This is a genomic window from Agromyces marinus (genome assembly GCF_021442325.1).
In the GTDB taxonomy this organism is placed as follows: Bacteria; Actinomycetota; Actinomycetes; order Actinomycetales; family Microbacteriaceae; genus Agromyces; species Agromyces marinus.
The window spans coordinates 1,360,820-1,385,032 of the sequence record NZ_CP087879.1; the positions used below are offsets into that span (position 1 = coordinate 1,360,820).

General features: G+C 71.0%; 22 protein-coding genes. 17 read left to right on the forward strand and 5 right to left on the reverse strand.

What is annotated here, in order from left to right; translation table 11 throughout:
* The first annotated feature begins 64 nt into the window (after positions 1-64).
* From DSM26151_RS06420 to DSM26151_RS06440, 5 genes are all read left to right on the forward strand, one after another.
* Positions 65-532: an NUDIX hydrolase gene (locus tag DSM26151_RS06420; protein ID WP_234661575.1), complete on the forward strand. Its 468-nt coding sequence runs from the start codon at positions 65-67 to the stop codon at positions 530-532.
* Between the two features lie 9 nt (positions 533-541).
* A complete protein-coding gene (locus DSM26151_RS06425) occupies positions 542-1,162 on the forward strand; it encodes a CDP-alcohol phosphatidyltransferase family protein (RefSeq protein WP_234661576.1) in 621 nt (206 codons plus the stop codon).
* A 104-nt stretch (positions 1,163-1,266) separates the two neighbouring features.
* On the forward strand, positions 1,267-1,680 hold the full coding sequence (locus DSM26151_RS06430) for an FHA domain-containing protein (protein WP_234661821.1): 414 nt from the start codon (positions 1,267-1,269) through the stop codon (positions 1,678-1,680).
* On the forward strand, positions 1,677-2,369 hold the full coding sequence (gene ftsR, locus DSM26151_RS06435) for a transcriptional regulator FtsR (protein WP_234661577.1): 693 nt from the start codon (positions 1,677-1,679) through the stop codon (positions 2,367-2,369). Before DSM26151_RS06430 ends, ftsR begins: the two co-directional genes overlap by 4 nt.
* Before the next feature lie 107 nt (positions 2,370-2,476).
* Positions 2,477-3,031 (forward strand): MerR family transcriptional regulator, encoded by a 555-nt coding sequence (locus DSM26151_RS06440; RefSeq protein ID WP_234661578.1) that lies wholly within the window; start codon positions 2,477-2,479, stop codon positions 3,029-3,031.
* Positions 3,032-3,129: 98 nt separating this feature from the next.
* On the opposite strand, the gene DSM26151_RS06445 is transcribed toward DSM26151_RS06440, so the two are convergent.
* The gene (locus tag DSM26151_RS06445; RefSeq protein WP_234661579.1) at positions 3,130-3,972 is read right to left on the reverse strand and encodes a ParA family protein; all 843 of its coding nucleotides are present in this window, start codon (positions 3,970-3,972) and stop codon (positions 3,130-3,132) included.
* 80 nt (positions 3,973-4,052) lie between these two features.
* Here DSM26151_RS06445 and DSM26151_RS06450 point away from each other — a divergent pair, with 80 nt between their 5' ends.
* From DSM26151_RS06450 to def, 3 genes are read left to right on the forward strand one after another with little or no spacing between them, the layout of a single operon-like run.
* Positions 4,053-7,457 (forward strand): pyruvate carboxylase, encoded by a 3,405-nt coding sequence (locus tag DSM26151_RS06450; RefSeq protein ID WP_234661580.1) that lies wholly within the window; start codon positions 4,053-4,055, stop codon positions 7,455-7,457.
* A gap of 37 nt (positions 7,458-7,494) precedes the next feature.
* Positions 7,495-8,847 (forward strand): MinD/ParA family ATP-binding protein, encoded by a 1,353-nt coding sequence (locus DSM26151_RS06455; protein ID WP_234661581.1) that lies wholly within the window; start codon positions 7,495-7,497, stop codon positions 8,845-8,847.
* Positions 8,848-8,860: 13 nt separating this feature from the next.
* Positions 8,861-9,352: a peptide deformylase gene (gene def / locus DSM26151_RS06460; protein WP_234661582.1), complete on the forward strand. Its 492-nt coding sequence runs from the start codon at positions 8,861-8,863 to the stop codon at positions 9,350-9,352.
* A gap of 129 nt (positions 9,353-9,481) precedes the next feature.
* Here def and DSM26151_RS06465 read toward each other — a convergent pair whose 3' ends face one another.
* Entirely contained in the window at positions 9,482-11,317 is a 1,836-nt protein-coding gene (locus DSM26151_RS06465; RefSeq protein WP_234661583.1) for an AMP-dependent synthetase/ligase, read from the reverse strand.
* Between the two features lie 140 nt (positions 11,318-11,457).
* Here DSM26151_RS06465 and DSM26151_RS06470 point away from each other — a divergent pair, with 140 nt between their 5' ends.
* From DSM26151_RS06470 to DSM26151_RS06480, 3 genes are all read left to right on the forward strand, one after another.
* Positions 11,458-12,405: an ROK family glucokinase gene (locus DSM26151_RS06470; RefSeq protein WP_234661584.1), complete on the forward strand. Its 948-nt coding sequence runs from the start codon at positions 11,458-11,460 to the stop codon at positions 12,403-12,405.
* Positions 12,406-12,454: 49 nt separating this feature from the next.
* Entirely contained in the window at positions 12,455-13,150 is a 696-nt protein-coding gene (locus DSM26151_RS06475; RefSeq protein ID WP_234661585.1) for a lysophospholipid acyltransferase family protein, read from the forward strand.
* Between the two features lie 141 nt (positions 13,151-13,291).
* On the forward strand, positions 13,292-14,620 hold the full coding sequence (locus DSM26151_RS06480; RefSeq protein WP_234661586.1) for a class II 3-deoxy-7-phosphoheptulonate synthase: 1,329 nt from the start codon (positions 13,292-13,294) through the stop codon (positions 14,618-14,620).
* Positions 14,621-14,741: 121 nt separating this feature from the next.
* Here the strand turns inward: DSM26151_RS06480 and pknB are convergent, their stop codons facing one another.
* Positions 14,742-16,628, reverse strand: a complete 1,887-nt coding sequence (pknB, locus tag DSM26151_RS06485) for a Stk1 family PASTA domain-containing Ser/Thr kinase (protein ID WP_234661822.1) — start codon at positions 16,626-16,628, stop codon at positions 14,742-14,744.
* A gap of 115 nt (positions 16,629-16,743) precedes the next feature.
* A complete protein-coding gene (locus tag DSM26151_RS06490; RefSeq protein ID WP_234661587.1) occupies positions 16,744-17,817 on the reverse strand; it encodes a LysM peptidoglycan-binding domain-containing protein in 1,074 nt (357 codons plus the stop codon).
* Between the two features lie 186 nt (positions 17,818-18,003).
* Between DSM26151_RS06490 and DSM26151_RS06495 the strand changes: the two genes are divergently transcribed.
* Entirely contained in the window at positions 18,004-18,288 is a 285-nt protein-coding gene (locus DSM26151_RS06495) for an Rv2175c family DNA-binding protein (protein ID WP_234661823.1), read from the forward strand.
* A 25-nt stretch (positions 18,289-18,313) separates the two neighbouring features.
* Here the strand turns inward: DSM26151_RS06495 and DSM26151_RS06500 are convergent, their stop codons facing one another.
* On the reverse strand, positions 18,314-19,414 hold the full coding sequence (locus DSM26151_RS06500) for a polyprenyl synthetase family protein (protein ID WP_234661588.1): 1,101 nt from the start codon (positions 19,412-19,414) through the stop codon (positions 18,314-18,316).
* Between the two features lie 76 nt (positions 19,415-19,490).
* Here DSM26151_RS06500 and DSM26151_RS06505 point away from each other — a divergent pair, with 76 nt between their 5' ends.
* The 5 genes from DSM26151_RS06505 (at position 19,491) to DSM26151_RS06525 (ending at position 24,205) form a co-directional block, all read left to right on the forward strand.
* Positions 19,491-19,877 (forward strand): DUF3040 domain-containing protein, encoded by a 387-nt coding sequence (locus tag DSM26151_RS06505; RefSeq protein WP_234661589.1) that lies wholly within the window; start codon positions 19,491-19,493, stop codon positions 19,875-19,877.
* 393 nt (positions 19,878-20,270) lie between these two features.
* Complete coding sequence (gene mraZ / locus DSM26151_RS06510) at positions 20,271-20,702, forward strand: division/cell wall cluster transcriptional repressor MraZ (protein ID WP_234661824.1); 432 nt, start codon at positions 20,271-20,273, stop codon at positions 20,700-20,702.
* A 106-nt stretch (positions 20,703-20,808) separates the two neighbouring features.
* Complete coding sequence (gene rsmH / locus DSM26151_RS06515) at positions 20,809-21,762, forward strand: 16S rRNA (cytosine(1402)-N(4))-methyltransferase RsmH (protein ID WP_234661590.1); 954 nt, start codon at positions 20,809-20,811, stop codon at positions 21,760-21,762.
* Entirely contained in the window at positions 21,759-22,343 is a 585-nt protein-coding gene (locus tag DSM26151_RS06520; protein WP_234661591.1) for a hypothetical protein, read from the forward strand. Before rsmH ends, DSM26151_RS06520 begins: the two co-directional genes overlap by 4 nt.
* Positions 22,344-22,420: 77 nt before the next feature.
* Positions 22,421-24,205, forward strand: a complete 1,785-nt coding sequence (locus DSM26151_RS06525; protein WP_234661592.1) for a peptidoglycan D,D-transpeptidase FtsI family protein — start codon at positions 22,421-22,423, stop codon at positions 24,203-24,205.
* The last annotated feature ends 8 nt before the right edge of the window (positions 24,206-24,213 follow it).

A 24,213-nucleotide genomic window follows, 5' to 3' on the forward strand; every position in this document is an offset into this window, starting at 1 on the left:
CCGAAAGTTCGATCAGGCCACGCAGACGGATGTCGCACCCGACCGACTGCGGCATGCTGGAGACGTGACGCGAACGAGTGGCGACGGCTGGGTCGAGGGGCCGGGCGGCGCCAGGTACTGGGGGAGGTTCGGCGCGGCCGGGCTGCTGATCCTCGAACCCGGCGGCACGGTCCTCATGCAGCACCGCGCGGCGTGGAGCCACTTCGGCGGCACCTGGGGGATCCCCGGCGGCGCACGCGACGCCGGCGAGACCGCGTGGGCGGCCGCGGTCCGCGAGGCGACCGAGGAGACCGGGATGCCGCGGGGAATCCTCGTGGAACGGTTCCAGAGCGTCCTCGACCTCGGGTTCTGGTCGTACACGACCGTCGTCGCCGACGCCGAACGGCGATTCGAACCGCGTCTGGCCGACCCGGAATCGATCGAGCTGCGGTGGATCGCGCTCGCCGAGGTGGACGATCTGCCGCTGCATCCGCGCTTCGCGGAGTCGTGGCCGGCGTTGCGCGGCCGGATCCGGGCGACGAGCGGTCGATAGGATCGACTCGTGGGCGGGCACAGTTCGGGGGTCTCGGATCGGGTCTGGACCGTGCCCAACATCCTCAGCATGCTCCGGCTGCTGCTGGTGCCGGTGTTCCTCGTCCTCGTGGTCGCGGGGGAGTACGTCCCGGCACTCGTGGTGCTCGTCGTCGCGAGCCTGACCGACCTGCTCGACGGCTACCTCGCCCGGCGGCTCGGGCAGATCACCAGGCTCGGCCAACTGCTCGACCCCGCCGCCGACCGGCTGTACATCTTCGCCGCCCTCCTCGGGCTCGCCGCGAACGGCCTGGTCCCGTGGTGGATCGTCGTCGTGATCGTCGCGCGCGACGTGTTCCTCCTCGTGCTGGGCATCGTGCTCGCGAACCACGGATACGGGCCGCTGCCGGTCCACCAACTGGGCAAGGCCGCGACCTTCGCGCTGTTCTCGGGCGTGCCGATCATCATGCTCGGGCTCGCGTTCCCGCAGGTCCAGCCGGTCAGCGAGCCGATCGGCTGGGCCGTGACGATCTGGGGCGCCTTCCTCTACTGGTGGGCGGGCGTGATCTACGCGATCGAGACCGCGCGTGTCGTCCGCCAGGCGCGGGTGTCCCCGCCCCCGGCATCCGATACGCTTGAGCAGGGAGGTTAGCGGTGGCGGATTCCGACATGACCCAGACCGGCGCGAACGACGAGGGGGTCGAGCCGCCTGCCGAGACATCGGCGCAGCTCATCGACCACGTCAACGACACGACGATGGGCTTCAGCCGTGAGGCGGCGGCGCAGTTGAACGCCCTCGACGGCGACGTCAGCGTCGCCGAACAGGAGGCGATCGCGGCGCTCCCGTCCGCTTCGGCGCTGCTCATCGTGCGTCGGGGGCCGAACGTCGGCGCGCGGTTCCTGCTCGACACCGACGTCACGTCGGTCGGCCGTCATCCCGACGCCGAGATCTTCCTCGACGACGTCACGGTCTCGCGCAAGCACGCGGAGTTCGTCCGTCACGGCACGGCGTTCCAGGTGCGCGACCTCAACTCGCTCAACGGCACCTACTTCGACGGCGTCCGGATCGAGACCGCGCTGCTCAGCGACGGCGCCGAGGTCCAGATCGGCAAGTACCGGCTCACCTTCTACGCCTCCCGACACGACCTCGCGCCGGCGGGAACCGGGTGAGCGGGGGCGCCGCGACGCGGCGTCCGGCTCACGCCCCACCGCTGCTCGGCATCGGCCAGGTCCTGGCGAAGCTCCAACCGGAGTTCCCGGAGCTGACCCCGTCGAAGCTGCGCTTCCTCGAGGAGCAGGGGCTCGTCTCGCCCGCCCGGACCGCGGCGGGCTACCGCAAGTTCTCCCCGGGGGACATCGAACGACTGACCGTGGTGCTCTCGATGCAACGGGACCACTACCTCCCGCTCAAGGTCATCCGGACCCATCTCGCCGAGATCGACGCGGGCCGCACGCCCGCGCTTCCCGGCGCGGTCGACGCGGCGGCCTTCCGCGCCTCGGCTGCGAGGTACTCCCGCGACGAACTCGTCCGTGAAGCGGATGCGACACCGGCGCTGCTCGACGACGCGATCGCGGCCTCCCTCATCCGGCCGGCCGAGGTCTACGGCCCAGAGGCGCGCGATGTGCTCGCCGCCCTCGCCGTCCTGCGGGGGAGCGGCATCGAACCGCGACACCTCAGGGGCATGCGTGCCGCAGCCGAGCGCCAGGCGGCGCTCGTCGAACAGGCGATCGCGCCCGAACGGCGCACCGACCCGGCCGGCCGCGCGCGGAGCGCCGAGCGCGCGCGCGAACTCGGCGATCGCCTCGCCGCGGTGCACGCCGCGGTCCTCAGGCAGAGTCTCGAACGGCCGGCGCGGTGACGCGACACGCCGTGACGTTCGGCCCGATGTCCTCGACTCCGATGCGGCACGTCGGTAGCGTGGACTGCGCGGCCGCGGGGTGCGGGCGAGAGTAGAGGGGCGATCGGATGACCGGGCTCGATCGGAGCGAACGAACACGCTACGACCTCGGACTGCTCTTCACCGACGGCCTCCCCGAGCACGACGACGGCACCGGCTACCGCGGAGCGGTCGCCGCTCGCGCCGCGGGCATCAGCTATCGGCAGCTCGACTACTGGGCGCGCACGCAGCTCGTCGAACCGACCGTCCGCGGCGCGGCCGGATCGGGTTCGCAGCGGCTCTACGGGTTCCGCGACATCCTCGTGCTCAAGCTCGTCAAGCGTCTGCTCGACACGGGCATCTCGCTCCAGCAGATCAGGGTCGCCGTGACCCAGCTCCGCGAGTCGGGAATCGACGACCTCGCGCAGACCACGCTCATGAGCGATGGTGCGAGCGTCTACCTCTGCACGTCCGACGACGAGGTCATCGATCTCGTCAATCGCGGCCAGGGCGTGTTCGGCATCGCGGTCGGCAAGGTGCTCCGCGAGGTCGAGTCGACGCTCGTGCAGCTCGACACCCAGCCCGTCGAGCACGTCGACGAGCTCGCCGCACGGCGCGGTCGACCCGCGCGCAAGATCTCCTGACCCAGGGCGATCGGCTCCTCGCGAGGCTCGCACGCGTGCGATGTGACGTCGCGTTACGCGCCGACGCAGGCCCCGATCAGCCCTGACGCCCGCCCCGATCAGGGCTGCGACGCGTCCAGCTCGAACTGCTGCGGAAGGCCCGGCGCGACGTCGCCGATGCGCGCGGCGCGCAGCACCCGCTCGAGCAACTGGTCGAAGTGCGCCGACATCTCCTCGGCGCTCTCGCCCGGCCACATGTGCAGCGGCTTCGCCGCGCCCTGCGCCTGCTGCAGCGAGGTGCGCTCGGGCAGCTGCGGGCTGAGCACCAGCGGGCCGAACATGTCGCGGAGCTCCTTGATGCGGAACTGGTGCTCCAGCGACTGCACACGCGCGCGGTTCACGATGATGCCGAGCGGCTGCAACCGGGGCGAGAGGCCCCGCCGGATCTCCTCGATCGCACGAAGCGCGCGGTCGGCCGCGGCGACCGAGAACAGCCCGGGCTCGGTGACCACGGCCACGCGGTCGCTCGCAGCCCAGGCGGTGCGCGTGAGCGCGTTGAGCGACGGCGCGCAGTCGATCAGGACCAGCTCGTAGTCGGCCTCGACGTTCGCGAGCGCCTCCTCGAGCTTCCAGATGTCGCGGATCGACGGGTGCGGCCCGTCGTAGTTGATGGCCGACGGACTGCCGATCATGACGTCGATGGTCGACTGCGGGTTCGTGCGCGCCCACCCGCTCGGCGCGATCGCCGAGCGCACGATCTTCTCCTTGGGAGAGGCGAGGACGTCCGCGACGTTCAGGTGACCGGCGACCTGGATGTCCATGCCGGTCGAGACGTCGGATTGCGGGTCGAGGTCGACCACCAGCGTGCGCACCCCTCGCGCGAAGGCCGCGGACGCCAGCCCGAGGGTGACGGTGGTCTTTCCGACTCCGCCCTTCAGTGAACTGACCGAGAGAACGTGCACGAGCGAATACGTTACCGTTACTCGGAGCGCGTTACCTCACAGTTCGCTGTGCGGGAAAGTCCCCCTGGTGAAAGGCCTGCATGTTCTCGAAGATCCTGGTCGCCAATCGCGGTGAGATCGCCATCCGTGCGTTCCGTGCCGCCGTCGAACTCGGTGCGAAGACCGTCGCCGTCTTCCCCTACGAAGACCGCAATTCACTGCACCGGCTGAAGGCTGACGAGGCGTACCAGATCGGCGAGCCGGGGCATCCCGTGCGCGCCTATCTCGACGTCTCGGAGATCATCCGCGTCGCGAAGGAGTGCGGAGCCGACGCGATCTACCCCGGCTACGGGTTCCTCTCCGAGAACCCCGAGCTCGCGCAGGCCGCGGCCGATGCGGGCATCACCTTCATCGGGCCGCCCACGCGCGTGCTCGAGATGGCCGGCAACAAGGTCACCGCGAAGCAGCAGGCCATCGCCGCGGGCGTGCCCGTGCTGAAGTCGACCGATCCCTCGACCGACGTCGACGGCCTGCTCGCGCAGGCCGACGAGATCGGCTTCCCGATCTTCGCCAAGGCGGTCGCCGGCGGCGGCGGGCGCGGCATGCGCCGCGTCGACCGCAAGGAGGACCTCCGCCGAGCCCTCGAGGAGGCCATGCGGGAGGCCGACAGTGCATTCGGCGACCCCACCATGTTCCTCGAGCAGGCGGTGCTGCGGCCCCGGCACATCGAGGTCCAGGTGCTGGCGGATGCCTCCGGCGAGACCGTCCACCTCTTCGAACGCGACTGCTCGGTGCAGCGTCGACACCAGAAGGTCGTCGAGATCGCGCCGGCACCGAACCTGTCCGACGAGGTCCGCCAGTCGCTCTACCGCGACGCGGTCGCGTTCGCGAAGTCGATCGACTACGTCAACGCCGGAACGGTCGAGTTCCTGCTCGACACCGCCGGTGAGCGGGCCGGCGAGCACGTGTTCATCGAGATGAACCCGCGCATCCAGGTCGAGCACACCGTGACCGAGGAGGTCACGGACGTCGACCTCGTCGTCGCGCAGATGCGGATCGCCGCGGGGGAGCGGCTCTCCGACCTCGGACTCACTCAGGACCGCCTGCAGCTCCGGGGCGCGGCGCTGCAGTGCCGCATCACGACGGAGGACCCCACCGCGAACTTCCGCCCCGACACCGGCAAGATCACGACCTACCGCTCGCCGGGCGGGGCCGGCATCCGCCTCGACGGCGGCACGGTCAACCCGGGTGCCCAGATCAGCCCGCACTTCGACTCGATGCTGGCGAAGCTCATCTGCCGGGGCCGTGACTACGAGCAGGCCGTCACCCGAACCAAGCGCGCACTGGCCGAGTTCCGCATCCGCGGGGTGTCCACGAACATCTCGTTCCTGCAGGCGGTGATGGACGACGAGCAGTTCATGGCCGGCGACCTCAGCACGTCGTTCATCGACGAGCGGCCCGAGCTCATGCGGGGCCGCGTCTCGAAGGACCGCGGAACGAAGATCCTGAACTGGCTCGCGGACGTCACCGTGAACCAGCCGAACGGCGCGGCGCCGACCACCGTCAGCCCGGCCGAGAAGCTCCCCGAGATCGACCTCGGCGCCCCCGCACCCGCGGGGTCCCGGCAGCGCCTGCTCGAGCTCGGGCCGGCCGGCTTCGCCGCCGCGCTGCGCGCGCAGACGCCGCTCGCGGTCACCGAGACCACCTTCCGCGACGCCCACCAGTCGTTGCTCGCGACCCGGGTCCGCACGCGCGACCTCGTCGCCGTGGCACCGCACGTGGCCCGCATGACGCCGCAGCTGCTGTCGGTCGAGGCCTGGGGCGGGGCGACCTACGACGTCGCACTGCGCTTCCTCGGCGAGGACCCGTGGGAGCGGCTCGCCGCGCTCCGCGAGGCGCTGCCGAACATCAACATCCAGATGCTGCTCCGCGGTCGCAACACGGTCGGGTACACGCCGTATCCGACCGAGGTCACCGACGCCTTCGTCCAGGAGGCGGCGGCCACCGGCGTCGACATCTTCCGCATCTTCGACGCGCTCAACGACGTCTCGCAGATGCGCCCCGCGATCGACGCGGTGCTCGCGGCCGGTTCGCCCGTCGCCGAGGTGGCGCTCTGCTACACGGGCGACCTGCTCGACCCGTCCGAGGACCTCTACACGCTCGACTACTACCTGCGGCTCGCCGACCAGATCGTCGACGCCGGGGCGCACGTGCTGGCGATCAAGGACATGGCGGGGCTGCTCCGCCCGACCGCGGCCGAGAAGCTCGTCTCGGCGCTCCGCGAGCGGTTCGATCTCCCCGTGCACCTGCACACGCACGACACCGCGGGCGGCCAGCTGGCGACCCTCCTCGCCGCGAGTCGGGCCGGCGTCGACGCGGTCGACGTGGCATCCGCCCCGATGGCCGGAACCACCAGCCAGCCGTCGGCATCGGCGCTCGTCGCAGCCCTCGCCCACACCGAGCGCGACACCGGCATCCCGCTCGACGCGGTCTCCGACCTCGAGCCGTACTGGGAGGCGGTGCGCCGCATCTACCGTCCGTTCGAGTCCGGACTGCCCGGCCCGACCGGCCGGGTGTACCACCACGAGATCCCCGGCGGCCAGCTCTCCAACCTGCGCCAGCAGGCCATCGCGCTCGGCCTCGCGGACGACTTCGAACTCATCGAGGACATGTACGCCGCCGCGAACGACATCCTCGGTCGCGTGCCGAAGGTGACGCCCTCCTCCAAGGTCGTCGGCGACCTCGCGCTCCACCTCGCGGCGGTCAAGGCCGACCCGGCCGACTTCGCGGCCAACCCCGAGAAGTACGACGTGCCCGACTCGGTCATCGGCTTCATGGCCGGCGAACTCGGCGACCTCCCCGGCGGATGGCCCGAGCCCTTCCGGACGAAGGTGCTCGCCGGGCGCGATGCGCGCGTCGGCGTGACCGAGCTCTCGCACGCGCAGCGCCGCGGGCTCGCGGAGCCAGGACCGGACCGGCGCGCCCTGCTGAACGCGCTGCTCTTCCCGGCGCCGACGCGCCAGTTCGAGCAGATCCGCGAGCTGTTCGGCGACCTCTCGGTCATCGACACCGCCGACTACCTCTACGGGCTCCGCCCGGGCGCCGAGCACGTCGTCGAGATCGCGAAGGGCGTGCGCCTCTACGCCGGACTCGAAGCGATCGGCGAGGTCGACGACAAGGGCATGCGGACCGTCATGACCGTCCTGAACGGCCAGCTCCGCCCGGTGTTCGTCCGCGACCGCAGCATCACCGTCGAGGCGCGCGCAGCGGAGAAGGCGGATGCCTCGCAGCCCGGCCACATCGCCGCGCCGTTCTCCGGCGTGGTGACGCTCCAGGTCGAGGCGGGCGCCGAGATCGAGGCGGGCCAGGCCGTCGCCTCGATCGAGGCGATGAAGATGGAGGCGGCGATCACGTCGCCGGTCGCCGGTGTCGTCGAACGCGTCGCGATCCCCAGGACGCAACAGGTCGAGGCGAGTGATCTGCTCCTGGTGGTGCGCCCGGGTTAGACTCGGCACAGTTCAGCACTGATGAGGAGGGGACTCGGTGGCGGAACACGACGAGGTCTCGAACGGCTCATCCGATCCTGACGAACGCGAGAACCACCGAACGCGTTCGGGTGGCGCGCACGCCGCCGAGCAGGTCGACGTCCACGTCGACCTGCCACCGGCACCGCCGCGCGCGATGCCCGACGACGAGGTCGCCGTGGCGATCGACGACGTCGCGGTCGACCCGGGCGACCTGACCGCGGTCACCGCCGGGTCGGCATCGGTCGACGTGGTGCCGTCGTTCGTCGGCGGCGCCCGCGCCGCCGCGAGACGCGACGGCTCGCCGTACGGTGCGCTGCTCGCTGCCGACGGGGCTCGACTGCGTCGCGAACGCGTCACGACCGACACGGGCTCGCACGTGGCGGTCGTCGAGGACCGCGACCCCGCCGCGCTCCCGGCCGAGGTGCCCGAGACCGCCGAGTCGCTCACCGCCGACCGGCTCATCGACGTCAACCGCACGACGCGACCGGCCCCGCAGGGCGGGATGAACCGCTTCGTGTACGAGGCGAGCTTCCACCTCGTCAACCTCGGCGACTCGGCGAAGGTCCGTGCGCACCAGGCGATGAGCGAGCGCATCCGCCGCCGGTTCGACGGCGGCGCCAGGTTCGTGCCCGTGCTCACCCGCAAGGGCGGGGTCGGCAAGACCACCGTGACGACGCTGCTCGGCATGGCCCTCGCGGACGCCCGCGACGATCGCATCATCGCGATCGATGCGAACCCCGACCGAGGCACGCTCGCCGAACGCGTCGACCGGCAGACCAGGGAGACCGTCCGCGACGTGGTCGCCAAGGCCTCTTCGATCGGCGGCTACACGGACTTCTCCCGGTTCGTCTCACGCGACGGCACGCGCCTCGACATCCTCGCGTCGGACACCGACCCGACCCTGTCCGAGGCGTTCGACGACAACGACTACAACGTCGTCGCGGGCCTCGCGGCGCGCTACTACTCGATCGTGCTCACCGACTGCGGCACGGGCATCGTGCACTCGGTCATGCGCGCGACGTTGCAGCGCGCCGACTCGATCGTGGTCGTCTCGGGCGGCAGCGTCGACGAGGCGCGACTCGCGAGCGAGACGCTGACCTGGCTCGAGGCGAACGGGTACACCGAGCTCGTGCGCAACGCGGTCGTGGCCATCAACCTGGCGACGCAGGGCACCCATATCGTCAACGTCGACGAGATCGAGGCCCATTTCCAGTCTCGCGTGCGCGAGATCGTGCGGATCCCGTACGACCCGCAGCTCGCGGCGGGCTCGGTGGTGAACTGGGGCGACCTGCGCTCCGTCACGCAGCACTCGGCCCGCGAACTCGCCGCCCTCGTGGTGGAAGGCCTGCCCGTCGAACGCGGGCACTGAACACGGAGCACCATTGCCGGAACGTCCTATTCGCCTGTTCGGCGACCCTGTCCTGAAGACCGCTTCGAGCCCCGTCGGCGACGTCGACGATCGCGTCCGATCCCTCGTGGAGGACCTGGTCGACAGTGTCCGCCTGCCGGGGCGGGCGGGCGTCGCGGCGCCCCAGATCGGGGTGAACCTGCGCGTGTTCAGCTACAACATCGACGGCGAGGTCGGGTACGTCATCAACCCCGTCCTCGTGGAGGTCTCGGGAGACCCGGAACTGGTCGACGAGGGGTGCCTGTCGGTCCCCGGACTGTGGCACAAGACGCCGCGTCATCCGTTCGCCCGGGTGCGCGGATTCGACCTCGAGGGCAATGAGATCGAGGTCTCGGGCGACGGCCTCATGGCGCAGGCGCTCCAGCACGAGACCGATCACCTCGACGGCGTGCTCTACCTCGACCGGCTCGAGAAGGACGAGCGCCGTGCTGCGATGCGCGCGGTGCGCGAATCCGACTGGTTCTGAGCGGGCCCGCGCCGTGCGTCGCGGGCCCACGGCGGTGCCCGGTGCGCCGCCCGGTGCGCCCCCCGGCGCCGCCCGGAACGACGAAGGTCCCCGCGGACTCCGCGGGGACCTTCGCCGTTCGAGCGGTCGTCAGCTCACGATCGAGTGACCCTCGGTCGCGGGCGAGCCCGAGTAGAGCCCCTCGATCTCGGCGGAGAAGTCCTCGAGGATGACGTTGCGCTTGATGCTCATCTTCGGCGTCAGGTGACCGCTGGCCTCGGTGAACTCGGTGGGCAGGATCACGAACTTCCGGATCGACTCGGCGCGCGAGACGTTCTCGTTCGCGGTGTCGATCGCGCGCTGGACCTCGGCGAGCACCTTGGCGTTGCGACCGGCATCCTCGATGGACATGCCGGCATCCTCGCCGTTGTTGTTGAGCCAGACCGGGAGCATCTCGGGGTCGAGGGTCACGAGCGCCGAGATGAACGGCTTCGCGTCGCCGACCACGACGACCTGGCCGACCAGCGGGTTCGCGCGGATCGGGTCCTCGAGCGCGGCGGGCGCCACGTTCTTGCCGCCCGCGGTGACGATGATCTCCTTCTTGCGCCCCGTGATGGTGAGGAAGCCGTCGGCGTCGAACTGGCCGATGTCGCCGGTCTTGAACCACTCGCCCTCGAAGGCCTCGGCGGTCGCCTCGGGGTTCTTCCAGTACTCCTTGAAGACGTTGATGCCCTTGACCTGGATCTCGCCGTCGTCGAGGATGCGGACCGAGACGCCGGGCAATGCGGGGCCGACCGTTCCGATCTTCGACTTCGTGACCAGGTTGACCGTCGCGGGCGCCGTGGTCTCGGTCAGGCCATAGCCCTCGAGGATCGTGATGCCGAGCGCGTGGTAGAAGTGGCCGAGGCGGGGTCCGAGCGGCGCGGATCCGGAGACGGCGTACTTCACGTTGCCGCCCATCGCCGCGCGGAGCTTCGAGAACACGAGTCGGTCGAAGAGTGCGAACTTCAGGCGGAGCCCGAGGGGGATCTTGCCTCCGGCCTCGAGCGCGGTCGAGTAGGCGACCGCGGTCTCGGCGGCCGCGTGGAAGATCTTGCCCTTGCCGCCGGCCTCGGCCTTCTGCTCGGAGACGTTGTAGACCTTCTCGAAGACGCGGGGGACCGCGAGCAGGAACGTCGGCTTGAAGCTGCCGAGGCTCGGCAGCAGCTGCTTGGTGTCGGGCTGGTGCCCGACGCGCACGCCGGCGTGCACGCAGAGCACCGAGATGAACCGGGCGAACACGTGCGCCGTCGTGATGAACAGCAGCGTCGACGCGCCGTTCGGGTCGAGCACGACCTCGTCGAGTGCGACGGCCGAGTTGCGGCAGAGCTCGACGAAGTTCGCGTGGGTGAGCACGCACCCCTTGGGCTTGCCGGTCGAGCCCGACGTGTAGATCAGCGTCGCGATGTCGGAGCCGACGGCGAGGTTGCGACGGCGCTCGATCTCTTCGTCGGGCACGTCGGCACCGCCGGCCGCGAGCTTGTCGAGGTCGCCGAGGTCGATCTGCCAGACGTTGCGGATCGCCGGCAGGTCGGCGTGCACCTCGTCGAACCGCGCGAAGTGGTCGGCCGTCTCGAGGATGACCGCGATCGAGCCCGAGTCGCTGAGGTTCCACCGCACCTGCGCGGGGGAGTTCGTCTCGTAGATCGGCACGAGCACGGCGCCGGCGAACCAGGCGGCGAAGTCGATCAGCGTCCACTCGTAGCGGACCTTGCTCATGAGGCCGATCTTGTCGCCGGGCTGGATTCCGGCTGCGACGAGGCCCTTGGCCAGGCGGACGACCTGCTCGTGGAACTCCCTGGTCGTGACCGGGCTCCACCCGCCGTCGGACGTCGGCAATGAGAAGAGGACCGAGTCGGGCGTCGCCCTGACGCGCTCGACGAGCAGGTCGGTGGTGTTCGCGTCGGGGTCCGCTGGGACCAGCGGCGCGGTGGTGAATTCGATCACGGTAGCTCCTTCGGCACCGGAAGGGCCGCTCGGCGTACGGGATCGAACGGCCACTGCTGTGGGGTTGACTACACTCTAGTCGGTGCGCCCCGGCTCGGGCCGGAGTTCGCGACCTCGACATCCCGGCGAAAGGCTTCGACGTGCACGCGATCGGCATCGACATCGGCGGCACCAAGATCGCGGGGGCAGTGGTCGACGACCTCGGTGCCATCGTGCGGTCCGCTCGCGTGCCGACGCCGACCGATGCGAGCGCGCTCGAGGACGCGGTCGTCGCCATGATCGGCGAACTCTCCGACTCCGGCCCGGTCGACGCCGTCGGCGTCGCGGCGGCCGGGTTCATCGATGCGGCCCAGTCCACCGTGTACTACGCACCCAACATCGACTGGCGCAACGAGCCGCTGCGCGAGAAGCTCGAACGCCGCGCCGGGCGACCGGTCGTCATCGAGAACGACGCGAACGCCGCGGGATGGGCCGAGTTCCGCTTCGGCGCCGGCCGGCTCGTGAGCGACATGGTCATGCTCACCATCGGGACCGGGGTGGGCGGCGCGGTCGTCTCGAACGACCGGCTGTTCCGCGGCGGCTTCGGCATCGGCGCCGAACTCGGCCACCTTCGCCTCGTGCCCGACGGGCTGGCCTGCGGCTGCGGGCGGCGCGGATGCCTCGAACAGTACGGGTCCGGGCGGGCGCTGCTGCGCATCGCCGGCGAGATCGCGGACGGCGGCGGCATCGGCGAGGCGCTCGCGACGGCGCGATCCGAGCGCGGCGGGCTCGATGGCCACGTCGTCGGCGCCCTGATCGGGTCCGGCGACCCCGGCGCGATGGCGGCGCTCGAACGACTCGGGCGGTGGCTCGGCGAGGCCGCCGCGAGCATGTCCGCCGTGCTCGACCCGCAGCGGTTCGTGTTCGGCGGCGGGGTCTCGGTCGCCGGCGAGGCCCTGCTCGAGCCGATCCGTGCGGCGTACCTCGAGCACCTTCCGGCGCGCGGGTATCGTCCCGAGCCCGACTTCGTGATCGCCGAACTGGTCAACGACGCGGGGGTCGTCGGCGCGGCCGATCTCGCCCGGGTCTGGGTGGAGGAGCACGCCTGACGCCTCGCGCGTTAGGCTTGCGACTGCTGGACGAGACGGAAGGACCGACGTGTTCTACTGGATCATGAAGCACATCGTGGTCGGCCCGCTCATCCTCGCGGTCTTCCGCCCCTGGGTCGTCGGCCTCGAGCGCGTCCCGAAGGAGGGCCCGGTCGTGCTCGCCTCGAACCACCTGTCGTTCATCGACTCGATCTTCCTTCCGATCGTGGTCGATCGTCCCGTGGTCTTCCTGGCCAAGAGCGAGTACTTCACCGGGAAGGGCCTCAAGGGCTGGGCCACGCGCATGTTCTTCCAGTCGGCAGGGCAGCTGCCCATCGACCGGTCGGGCGGCAAGGCGTCCGAGGCGTCGCTGAACACCGGCCTCCGGGTCCTCGGCGAGGGCAAGATCCTCGGCATCTACCCGGAGGGCACGCGCAGCCCCGACGGAAGGCTGTACCGCGGCCGGACGGGCGTGGCGCGGATGGTGCTCGAGGCGGGAGTTCCGGTCGTGCCCGTCGCGATGATCGGAACGGCCGAGATCATGCCGATCGGCACCAGGCTGCCGAAGGTCCGGCGCGTCGGCATCGTGTTCGGCGAGCCGCTCGACTTCTCCCGATTCGACGGGATGGAGGGCGACCGCTTCGTCCTCCGGTCGGTCACCGACGAACTCGTCTACGACCTTCGCGCGCTCAGCGACCAGGAATACGTCGACGTCTACGCCAGCACGGTCCGCGAGCAGCGGGCGGTGCCGTCCGCCGGGCGGTAACGGGCCGCCGCGGGGCGGTAGGGTTGATCGACGGCGTCGCGACGTGCGACGCCGGTTCCCGTTCAGCGCCGCGTGCGCCCAACCCTCCAGGACAGTCCAGTGGTACAGCTCGTCGAGCCGGTCGTGAATGCAGATCCCTCCGTGATTGCCGGCCTCGACTATTGGCGCACGCTGCCGATCAAGCAGCAGCCGTCCTGGCCCGACCCCGAGGCCGCGCACGCGGCATCCGCCGAACTCGCGGCGCTCCCGCCGCTCGTGTTCGCGGGCGAGGTCGACATGCTCCGCGATCGGTTGGCCGCGGCATCCCGCGGCGAGGCGTTCCTGCTCCAGGGCGGCGACTGCGCCGAGACCTTCGCAGGCGCGACCGCCGACCAGATCCGCAACCGCGTGAAGACGGTGCTGCAGATGGCCGTCGTGCTCACCTACGGCGCGTCGATGCCGGTCGTGAAGATGGGGCGGATGGCGGGCCAGTTCGCCAAGCCCCGTTCCAGCGACACCGAGACCCGTGGCGACGTGACGCTGCCCGCCTACCGCGGCGACATCGTCAACGGCTACGACTTCACGCCGGAGTCGCGGCAGGCCGACCCCTCGCGCCTGCTCCAGGGCTACCACATGGCCGCGTCGACGTTGAACCTGATCCGCGCGTTCACGCAGGGCGGGTTCGCCGACCTGCGCCAGGTGCACGCATGGAACCAGGGGTTCGCAGCCAACCCCGCGAACATCCGCTACGAGAAGCTCGCACGCGAGATCGACCGCGCCGTCAAGTTCATGGACGCCTGCGGTGCCGACTTCGAGGAGCTCAAGCGCACCGAGTTCTACACCGGCCACGAAGGCCTGCTGATGGACTACGAGCGTCCGATGACTCGCATCGACTCGCGCACGGGCACGCCGTACAACACGTCGTCGCACTTCATCTGGATCGGCGAGCGCACCCGCGAGCTCGACGGTGCGCACGTCGACTTCCTCTCGCGCGTGCGCAACCCGATCGGCGTGAAGCTCGGCCCGACGACCACGCCCGAGGTCATGCTCGAGCTCGTCGAGAAGCTCGACCCGAACCGCGAGCCGGGAAGGCTGACGTTCATCACGCGCATGGGTGCGGGGAAGATCCGCGACGCCCTGCCGCCGCTGCTCGAGGCGATCGCGGCCAGCGACGCGAATCCGCTGTGGGTCACCGATCCGATGCACGGCAACGGCATCACCACCCCGACCGGCTACAAGACGCGTCGCTTCGACGACGTCGTGGACGAGGTCAAGGGCTTCTTCGAGGCGCACCGCGCTGCGGGCACCCACCCGGGCGGCATCCACGTCGAACTCACGGGCGACGACGTCACCGAGTGCCTCGGCGGGTCCGAGCACATCGACGAGAGCACGCTGGCGACGCGCTACGAGTCGCTCTGCGACCCTCGCCTGAACCACATGCAGTCCCTCGAGCTGGCGTTCCTCGTCGCGGAGGAACTCGCCGCTCGCTGACGCTCACGCCCGACGGGCGGTCGCGCATCCACGGATGCCGCGGCCGCCCGTCGCCGTTCGCGGGGGCGCTGCGGGCGCCGTCGGCGCATCCGGCGCCCGCAGCGCCGGATGCCTCAGCGCATCACTGGGTCAGCGAACCCACCAGTCGGACGCTGCTGCCGCGCGGAGCGAGCTCCCCGGCTGCGGGCGACTGCTCCTTGGCGGTCGCGAGCCCGAGGAAGAGGTCCGGGAACTCGTACGAGACCGTGAATCCGGCCGCCTCGAGCTCATCGATCGCCTCGGTCATGACCTTGCCCACGACGTTCGGAACCTCGACGGGTGCGGGCCCCTTCGAGACCGTCAGTCGCACGGTGTCGCCCGGGTTCATGGGGTCGTCGAGCCAGTCCGCGGTGACCACGACGTCGACCGGGACGCTGTCGCTGTAGGCGGGATCGGCGAAGTCGACCACGAGCCCGGCATCCTCGAGCCGCTGCTGCGCCTCGCCGACCGCAGTGCCCTCGACCGGGGGCACCGGGCCCACGGAGACGACCAGGGAGAGCTCGCCGCGCTCGGGATACGCCTCGGCGATCGGGCTTCCGTCTGCAGCGAGCACCGCGATGACCAGGCCCGCCTCGACGTCGCGCGAGAACTGCTCGGCGGACTCGCCGACGGAGAACGCGGCCAACGCCTCCGTCGCGGCCGCCTCCGGCTGGCCGATCACGTCCGGGACGGCGAGGATCTCCGGGCCGGTTGACACGTACATCGTGACGGTCGAGCCTCGGCGGGCGGAGTCGCCCGCGGGCGGGTCCGTCCCGGCGACCTGGCCCTCCGGGACGACCGGATCGGTGCGCTCCGCGGGTTCGACCGTGAAGCCGGCGCCCTCGAGCAGCCGCGTGGCATCCGCCGGGAGCAGCTCGGCCGTGTCGGGGACCGCGGCCATCGCACCCGGCCCTGCGCCGAAGTACCACCCGGTTCCGGCGGCGAGGCCGGTCAGCAGCAGCACCAGGGCGAAGATCCACGAGCCGCGCCGACGACGCCGCGTCGCGGCGCTCGCGAGCGCATCGGCATCCTCGTGGTCTTCGGCCGCGCCCGCCGGCGCGAGCATCGCGGCCGTCCCGCCCGCGAGCACGCGCGTCTCGGCCGTCGGGATGCCGGCGCCGCCCGGCGCGAGCACGAGCGTGTCGTGCGCGGCCGTGCTCGCCCCTCCGGGGCGGAGTGCGGGTTCGAGCGCGCGGAGGCGGTCGAGCATCGCCCGGGCATCGGCCGGACGCGCGTCGGGGTCGCGCGAGGTCGCCCAGAGCACGAGCTCGTCGAGTTCGGCGGGCACCGACGGCATCCGCTCGCTCGGGGCGGGGACCGACTCGTTCGCGTGCTGGTAGGCGATCTGCATGGGCGCCTCGCCCACGTAGGGCTGTTCGCCCGTCAGCATCTCGTACGCCATGATGCCCAACGCGTAGATGTCGCTGCGGGCGTCGGCGACGCCGCGCGTGACGAGCTCGGGGGAGAGGTAGGCGATGGTGCCGAGCAGGGCCTGCCCGGTCGCGGTGTTCGCGCTCGCGGCCCGGGCCAGCCCGAAGTCGCCGAGCTTGATGCGGCCGTCGTCGGCCAGCAGCACGTTCTCGGGCTTCAGGTCTCGGTGCACGATGCCGGCCTTGTGCGCGGCAGCCAGTCCCGAGAGCACGGCGTCGAGGATGTCGACGGTCTGCTCGGGCGTGAGGCGCCGGTAGTCCTTGAGGAGATCGCGCAGCGTGATGCCCGGCAGGTACTCCATCACGAGGTACGCCATGTCGGCGTCCTGGCCCTGGTCGAACACGTTGACCACGTTCGGGTGCGCGAGGCGCGCAGCCGAACGCGCCTCCTGGACGAAGCGCGTCTTGAAGGTGTTGTCGTCGGCCAGGTGGCCATGCATGATCTTGATCGCGACCCGGCGCTCGAGGCGCAGGTCGGTCGCGAGGTAGACCGTCGCCATGCCCCCGCGGGCGATCCGCGAGCGCACCTGATAGCGACCGTCGACGAGACGGCCGATCATCGGATCAGCGGGCGGAGCGGTGGTCACCGTAGAAGTGTACGAAGCGGCATATGCCGTTCGGTGAACAAACGCCGGGGCGTGGGGGATCGGTACGGCATCGTGACGATGCCGTGGATCAGCCGAGTTCGTCGAGCCAGCGCCTGGCGGATGCCTCCCACTTGGCGTAGTGCAACGGGTGCGCACTGCGCTGCACGGCCTGCGCGGCATCCGTCACCGAGAGCTCCTCCCACCCCGTCACGTCGAGCAGGCCGGGCGTGCGGCCCTCGTTGGGCGTGGTCGGCCCGCCGTAGAACGCCGTGGCGGCCCGGACGGGGTCGAGCACCTGCTCGGCTGTGCCCCAGCCCTGGCTCGGCCGCTGCTGGAACAGCCCGGCGGAATCGCGGTCGCCATGGCGGAGGTTGCGCAGTCCCGACTCCTGGGCGGCCGCGGCGAGGGCCACGACGATGCCCCGATCGGGGACGCCGAGCGATCGGCCGACGTCGATGACGACGTGCGCGTTCGCGCGCATCTCGTCGTCGAGGCGGACGTCGAGCGCGACGACCTCGGCGGCGTCCGAGGGCGCGGCGGATGCCTCGGGCGCGACGGATGCCTCGGCCCGGCCCTCGCCGGTCGGGAGCCGGATCGCCTGTCCGGGGAAGATCAGGCTCGTCCGGCTCAGGCCGTTCGCGCTCAGCACGACGTCGACGCTGAGGCCGTGCTCGGCGGCGATCGCGCTCACGGTGTCGCCGGGCGCGACGATGTGGTGCGCGATGCCGGGGTCGGCTGCGCCATCGCCGGCCGGACTCGCCGCGGTTCCCCCAGGCAGGGCGAGTCGTTGCCCGGGGAAGATGAGGCTCGACCAGCTCAGGCCGTTCTCGGCGAGGACCTCGGCGGTGGCCATGCCGTATCGCTCGGCGATCGCGCTGACCGTGTCGCCGGCCTGGACGACCACCTCGGCGGGCGTCGCCGTCGCAGCGGCGACGGTCGCAGCGGTCGGGGCCATCGCCCGGGTGGACTTCGGCTTCGGGCGCTGCTTGGTCGTCTGCGGCGCGGCGTCCGCCGGCTGGGCGAACCCGAGGGTCACCGCGACGGCGCCGAGGATCGCGACGGGGAGCGTGAGGAGCCGGTGACCGGCTCTGCGACGTCGCCCCGCTGGGAGCGGACGGCCGGAACCGCCCGTCGCCGACGCCTCGCCCCGGTGCTGCCTCATGGATCCCCCTCCGCATGGTGCGCGGATGCCGTCACGGTCTCACGCGTACCGGGCCGAGTCAAACCGGCGGCGGGCGAGTCGCGACACCGGGGCCGGTACCGGATCGCGGGTCCGGCGTGGCAATCTGGTGTGGTGACCGACGTCGAGCAGACCGAATGGCTGACCATCCCCGATCTCGTCGAACGCATGGACGAGAGTCCCGGGCGGATCCGGCGCCTGATCTCCGAGCGCTACCTGCTCGGGGCGCGGGTCGACGGGGTGCTCAAGGTTCCCGCCGCGTTCATCCGCGACGACGCGCCGCTGCCCGAGCTCCACGGAACGGCGATGGTGCTCGCCGATGCCGGGTTCAGCGACGACGAGGCGCTCAGGTGGCTGCTCGCCGAGGAGGACAGCCTCGGCACGACCCCGATCGCCGCGCTCCGTGCGGGGCGGAAGGCCGAGGTGCGGAGGGTCGCGCAGGCGCTCGCCTGACGTGGCTCCGGTGCCCGGCGCGCGTTCAGTGCTCGCGTCGCGTGACGGCGTAGGCGAGTTCGGTCAGGCCGTCGGTCGCGTCGCGATCGAGCCCGCCCGCCGCGAGCGCGCCCAGGGCCCGCTCGGTGTCGGCCGCGATCACGGCCTCGACCTCGTCGACGGCCCCGCTGTCGCGGATCATCCGCTGCAGCGTGCCGATCTCGTCGGCTGAGAGCGCCGGGTCGCCGAGACGGTCGTCGAGTCGTTCCCGGTCGACCGCAGGCATCCGCTCGCGAGCGATCGCGATGAGCATGGTCCGCTTGCCCTCCCGGAGGTCGTCGCCCGCGGGCTTGCCGGTCACCTCGGGGTCGCCGTAGACGCCGAGCACGTCGTCTCGGAGCTGGAAGGCGATCCCGATCGGCAGGCCGAACTCGCGCAGGACGTCGATCCGGTGCTCCGAGCCGCCCGCGATCGACGCGCCGATGACGAGCGGAGCCTCGATCGAGTACTTGGCGGACTTGAACACGAGCACCCGTTCGGCGCGCTCACGATGGCTGCCGTCGGGGTGGGCGACCCACGCCTGCTCCTCGAGGATGTCGAGGTGCTGCCCGACCGTGACCTCGGTCCGCATGCGGTTGAACGCGAGCCGGGCGGCGCGTGCGGATGCGCGGTCGCGCATGCCGGCGAGACCCTCGTCGAGGAGTTCGTCGCTCCAGCCGAGCAGGAGGTCGCCGAAGAGGATCGCGCTCGCGCGGCCGAACGCCGCCGCGTCGCCGGCCCAGGCGGCCCCGGCATGCTGGGCCTCGAAGACACGGTGGGTCGACGGTGCGCCGCGGCGCGTATCGGAGTTGTCGACGAGGTCGTCGTGGACGAGGGCAGCGGCGTGGAAGACCTCGAGGGCGGATGCCGCGGCGACGAGCGCCTCGCGGGAGCCGTCGTCGGCATCGCCGGCCGCACCGCGGACGGCAGCGAACCCGAGCGCGCAGCACCGCGCTCGGAAGCGCTTGCCGCCGCTGAGAAACACCTTCGAGAACTCGGAAATCGGGTCGAGGTCGGTGCTGATCGAGCGGAGAATGGAAGCACGGTCGGCGAGGAACTCCTCGAGGCGTTCGTTCACCGCATCGGCGAGACGGGGAGCAGTGACCACCCGCCTAGCCTACCGGCGCCGATGGGGACTAGAATGGCGTGACCAAGCGTCGATCCCGAGAACTGAGGGGAATGAGATGCCGCTTTCGGAGCAGGAGCAACGCCTTCTCGAGGAGATGGAGCGGAACCTCTACAAGAACGACGCCGATTTCGTCGCGACCGTCGGCGGTGGCGGGCGCGGGCGCCCGAACTACCGGTCGATCGTGATCGGAGTCCTGCTCGCCGTTGCGGGTGCCGGCGCCCTGATCGGGGGAGTCGCCTCGCAACTGCTGATCGTGGGCGTGCTGGGCTTCGCCGTCATGTTCGCCGGCGTGCTGATCGCGATCACCCCGTCCAAGCGAGCCGGCGGTGCCGCGCAGCCCATGCCGCAGCCGGGCGCCGCCTCCAGGCCCGCGAAGCCGCAGGCCGGGTTCATGGACCGGCTCAACGAGCGCTGGGACCGTCGTCAGGACGGGCGCGACTGACCTTCATCCCCTGATTCCGACTTCCTGACGGGCCGATCTTCGGATCGGCCCGTTCTCGTGCGCGCGGGGCTCCCGTTCCCGCCGGGAGTCGCCTCCACCTCGCGCCGGGAGTCGCCTCCACTTCGCACCACCGGTACGCCGGGGCTCGTCGCCGAGGCATCCCCCGTCGCGCCACGGGGCGCTCCGAGGTGGTGCCCGGAGGCGTGCTCCTCGTCCCCCGGCGGTGCGGCACGCCGCGAGGCATCCATTTCCCTCCACCTCCGGGATGCCTGAGAATCAGGGCTTTCCCCGAGGTCGAATCGCCGATTCCGCGGGAATGTCGTTGTTCAGTGGAGGAGAGTGGAGTAAAGTGGGGCTGCACCTGGTTCCTGGCCGGAGGATGGGGGTGACGTGATGTTCCTCGGAAGCTACGAACCGAAGCTGGATGAGAAGGGTCGTGTCATTCTTCCGGCGAAGTTCCGGGAGGAGTTGTCGAACGGCCTCGTGCTCACACGCGGTCAGGAGCGCTGCATATACGTGTTCAGCGCGCGGGAGTTCGAGAGCATGAGCGAGAAGATCCGCCAAGCCCCCGTCACGAGCAAGCAGGCGCGCGATTACATGCGCGTCTTCCTGTCGGGTGCCTCTGCGGAGACCCCCGACAAGCAGCATCGCGTCACCATCCCTGCGAACCTCCGCACCTATGCGGGGCTCGACCGGGACCTCACGGTCATCGGGGCGGGGAGCCGGGTGGAGATCTGGGATGCCGCGGCGTGGACGACGTACCTCGCCGAGCAGGAGGCGGCCTTCGCGGAGACGGCGGAGGAGGTGATTCCCGGACTGCTCTGAGTCCACGGGGTCCGACTCCCAGCCGTGCGAGCCTGCTGCACTTCCCCGCAGCAGGACGAACGGATGGGGATCAGGCCCCGGAGGCCGAGGGGACGAGAGGGAGATCATGGACATCGAACGGATCCACACACCCGTGATGCTCGAGCGAACGCTCGAGTTGCTGGCGCCGGCCCTCGAACGCGAGGGTGCGGTGTACGTCGATGCGACCCTCGGCATGGGCGGGCACTCGCGTGCCGTGCTCGAGCGCTTCCCGAACGCGACCGCGATCGGACTCGACCGGGACACCGACGCGCTCGCCATCGCGCGTGAGCGCCTCGCGGCGTTCGGCGACCGCGCGCGATTCGTGCACACCGTGTACGACGGCATCGTCGAAGCGGTCCGCGGCGAGGGGCTGCGCGAGGTCGACGCGATCCTCTTCGACCTCGGCGTCTCCTCGCTCCAGCTCGACCGGGCCGAACGAGGCTTCGCGTACTCGAAGGACGCACCGCTCGACATGCGCATGGACTCCACGCGCGGCCGGACGGCCGCCGAGGTCGTCGCCGAGTACTCCGAGGAGGACCTGCGGCGCATCTTCCGCGACTACGGCGAGGAGAAGCTCGCGGGGCGGTACGCGAGGGCTATCGTCGCCGCTCGGGCGCGAGAGCCGATCACCCGCTCCGCGCAGCTCGTGGACGTGCTCCAGGCGGCGACCCCCGCAGCGATCCAGCGGGCCGGCCACCCCGCCAAGCGCGTCTTCCAGGCGCTGCGCATCGAGGTCAACGAAGAGCTGACGGTCCTCGAGCGGGCCCTGCCCGCGGCCCTCGGCCTGCTCGGCGTGGGCGGGCGCATCGTCATCCTGTCGTACCAGTCGCTCGAGGACCGGCTCGCCAAGCGGGTCCTCGCTGCGGCATCCACCTCCACGGCACCCCCCGGGTTGCCGATGGAACTCCCCGAGCACCGCCCGCAGTTCACGCTCCTCGTCCGGGGTGCCGAGCTCGCGAGCGAGGCCGAGCAGGCGGAGAACCCGCGTGCGAAACCCGTGCGACTTCGTGCCGCAGAACGAGTGAGGAGGCCGTCATGAGCGCACTGCCGGCCCAGACCGGACCCGCCAGACGGCTCGTGCCGTCGCCTGCGCGGCGCCTGCGGCCCGCCCCCGAGCCGTCCGCGCGCCGCGCGCCGCGGCTCGTGTACGCGGTCGTCGCCCTCGGCTCGATCGGCGTGATCGCGATCGTGCAGTTGCTGCTCTCGATCGCCATGACGCAGGGCGCCTACGAACTCGACGCCCAGCTGCAGCGCCAGGCCCAGCTCCAACGCGAGCAGCAGAAGCTCGCCGACGACCTCGACCGGCTGCAGTCGCCGCAGTTCCTCGCGGCGAACGCCGAAGCGCTCGGCATGGTCCCGAACACCGACCCGGTCATGCTGCGGCTCTCGAACGGTGCGGTGATCGGCGACCCGACCGCGGCCGAAGCGGGTACCGGCTCCTCCTCGTCGCTCGTGCCGAACGCCCTGATCAGCGGCGTGCCGCTCGTGACCGAGCGGGGCGGCGAGCAGACTGCGAAGGGTGAGGCCGGCAAGCCCGCGGAGGCGGCCGACGGCGCACCGGCAGCGCCGGCGCCGCCGCCGGTGGTGACCGACGGGCTTCCGACCCCCGCCACGCACTGACCCGCCCGCCGGGCAACCGACCGAACCCGAGACCGAGAACCGAGAACCGAGACGGAGCGAACCAGCCGATGAAGCGCGTGAGCCGCCACCCGATGCGCCGCATCGTCGCAGCCGGAACGGCACTCGTGCTCATGGTCGGCTGGTTCGTCGTCCGGCTCGTCGACATCCAGGTCGTTCGGGCCGCCGAGCTCAACGAGGCATCGCAGGACGTGCGATCCGAGACCGAGACCGTCTACGGCGAGCGGGGCCGCATCCTCGACGCGAACGGCACGGTGCTCGCGGAGCCCGTCATGAGGTACCACATCACGATCTCGCCGAAGCAGGCGATGGCCACCGAGTCGTTCGAGCGGACCGCCGCCGACGGCGCCGACGAGGACGTCACCCGCGACGAGGCCCTCGAACAGCTCGGCGCCGCGCTCGGGCGCACCGGCGCCGACATCCGCTCGGAGATCGACGAGGCGCTCGCGGCCGATCCGAAGGCGGACTTCGCCTACCTCGCCAAGCGCGTCGACACCGAGGTCTACGAGACCGTCAAGGCGCTGCGCATCCCCTTCGTGTACTCGAAGGAAGCGCCCGCGCGCCGCTACCCCAACGGCTCGGTCGCGGGCAACCTCATCGGCTTCGTCACCGAGGAGGGCGAGCCCGGAGCCGGGCTGGAGTACTCGGAGAACACGTGCCTGGCCAGCGAGGACGGCGAGCGGACCTGGCTGCACAGCCTCAAGGACTGGGTCGCGATCCCCGGCACCGAGGTCGTGAACGTGCAGCCCCACGACGGTGGCGACCTGCAGCTCACGATCGACGCCGACCTGCAGTACTACGTCCAGCGCGTCGCCGCGGAGCAGGTGCGCGCGACGGCCGCCGACTGGGCGACCGTGACGGTCATGGAGGCGAAGACCGGCAGGCTCCTCGCGGTCGCCGACGTGCCGACCGTCGACCCCAACGCGCCGAGCGCGACCGACGAGGGCGACCGCGGTTCGCGGGCCTTCACGGCCCCGTTCGAGCCGGGGTCGACCTTCAAGGCGCTGACCGCGGCATCCGTCATCGATGCGGGCGAGGGCGACGCGAAGAGCCGGGTGACGGCCGACTACCGCTACATCGCGCCGAACGGCGCCGACGTCAACGACAGCTTCTACCACGGACCGACCAACTACACGATGACGGGCATGCTCATCGACTCGTCGAACACCGCGATGTCGCTGTTCGGCGAGAAGGTGAGCGACGAGCAGCGGTATCAGGACATGGTCGACTTCGGCCTCGGCGAGCCGACCGAGGTCGGGTTCGCGAGCGAGGCCGGCGGCGACCTGCACGGCGGACCCGACGAGTGGGACAACCAGACCAGGTACGCCACGATGTTCGGGCAGGGCCTGACGACGACGTCGATCCAGATCGCGAGCGTGTACCAGACCCTCGCGAACGGCGGCGTGCGGATGCCCGTCACGCTCGTCGACGGATGCCTCGCGGCCGACGGCACCCTGACCGACGCCCCCGCGCAGGAGGGGCGTCGGGTCGTCTCCGAGAAGGCGGCCGACCAGACCTCGCTCATGCTCGAGCAGGTCTACCGCGAGGGGTGGCTCGCCGACCAGTGGAACATCCCCGGCTACCGGGTCGCGGCGAAGACCGGGACCGCCCAGGTCCCGGACGGCCAGGGCGGGTACCAGGCGGGGTACCTCGTGTCGGTGTCCGGCTTCGCCCCGGCGGATGATCCCGAGTTCGTCGTTTCGGTCAGCATCATGAACCCCGTTAAGATGAACTCGTCCGCCGCATCGGCTCCCGTCTTCCAGCAGGTGATGAGCCAGGTGCTCAAGAAGTATCGGACCGTTCCATCCGGCGCCCAGGCGCCCGAACTGCCAGCCACCTGGTGAGAAAGTTG

Coding starts and splice junctions, on each gene's coding strand:
- DSM26151_RS06490 (WP_234661587.1), bottom strand. CDS start 17,817: ATGAGGCAGCACCGGGGCGAGGCGTCGGCGACGGGCGGTTCCGGCCGT.
- DSM26151_RS06495 (WP_234661823.1), top strand. CDS start 18,004: ATGGACGAGAGTCCCGGGCGGATCCGGCGCCTGATCTCCGAGCGCTAC.
- DSM26151_RS06520 (WP_234661591.1), top strand. CDS start 21,759: ATGAGCGCACTGCCGGCCCAGACCGGACCCGCCAGACGGCTCGTGCCG.
- pknB (WP_234661822.1), bottom strand. CDS start 16,628: ATGATCGGCCGTCTCGTCGACGGTCGCTATCAGGTGCGCTCGCGGATC.
- DSM26151_RS06505 (WP_234661589.1), top strand. CDS start 19,491: ATGCCGCTTTCGGAGCAGGAGCAACGCCTTCTCGAGGAGATGGAGCGG.
- DSM26151_RS06450 (WP_234661580.1), top strand. CDS start 4,053: ATGTTCTCGAAGATCCTGGTCGCCAATCGCGGTGAGATCGCCATCCGT.
- DSM26151_RS06430 (WP_234661821.1), top strand. CDS start 1,267: ATGGGCTTCAGCCGTGAGGCGGCGGCGCAGTTGAACGCCCTCGACGGC.
- DSM26151_RS06440 (WP_234661578.1), top strand. CDS start 2,477: ATGACCGGGCTCGATCGGAGCGAACGAACACGCTACGACCTCGGACTG.
- mraZ (WP_234661824.1), top strand. CDS start 20,271: ATGTTCCTCGGAAGCTACGAACCGAAGCTGGATGAGAAGGGTCGTGTC.
- rsmH (WP_234661590.1), top strand. CDS start 20,809: ATGGACATCGAACGGATCCACACACCCGTGATGCTCGAGCGAACGCTC.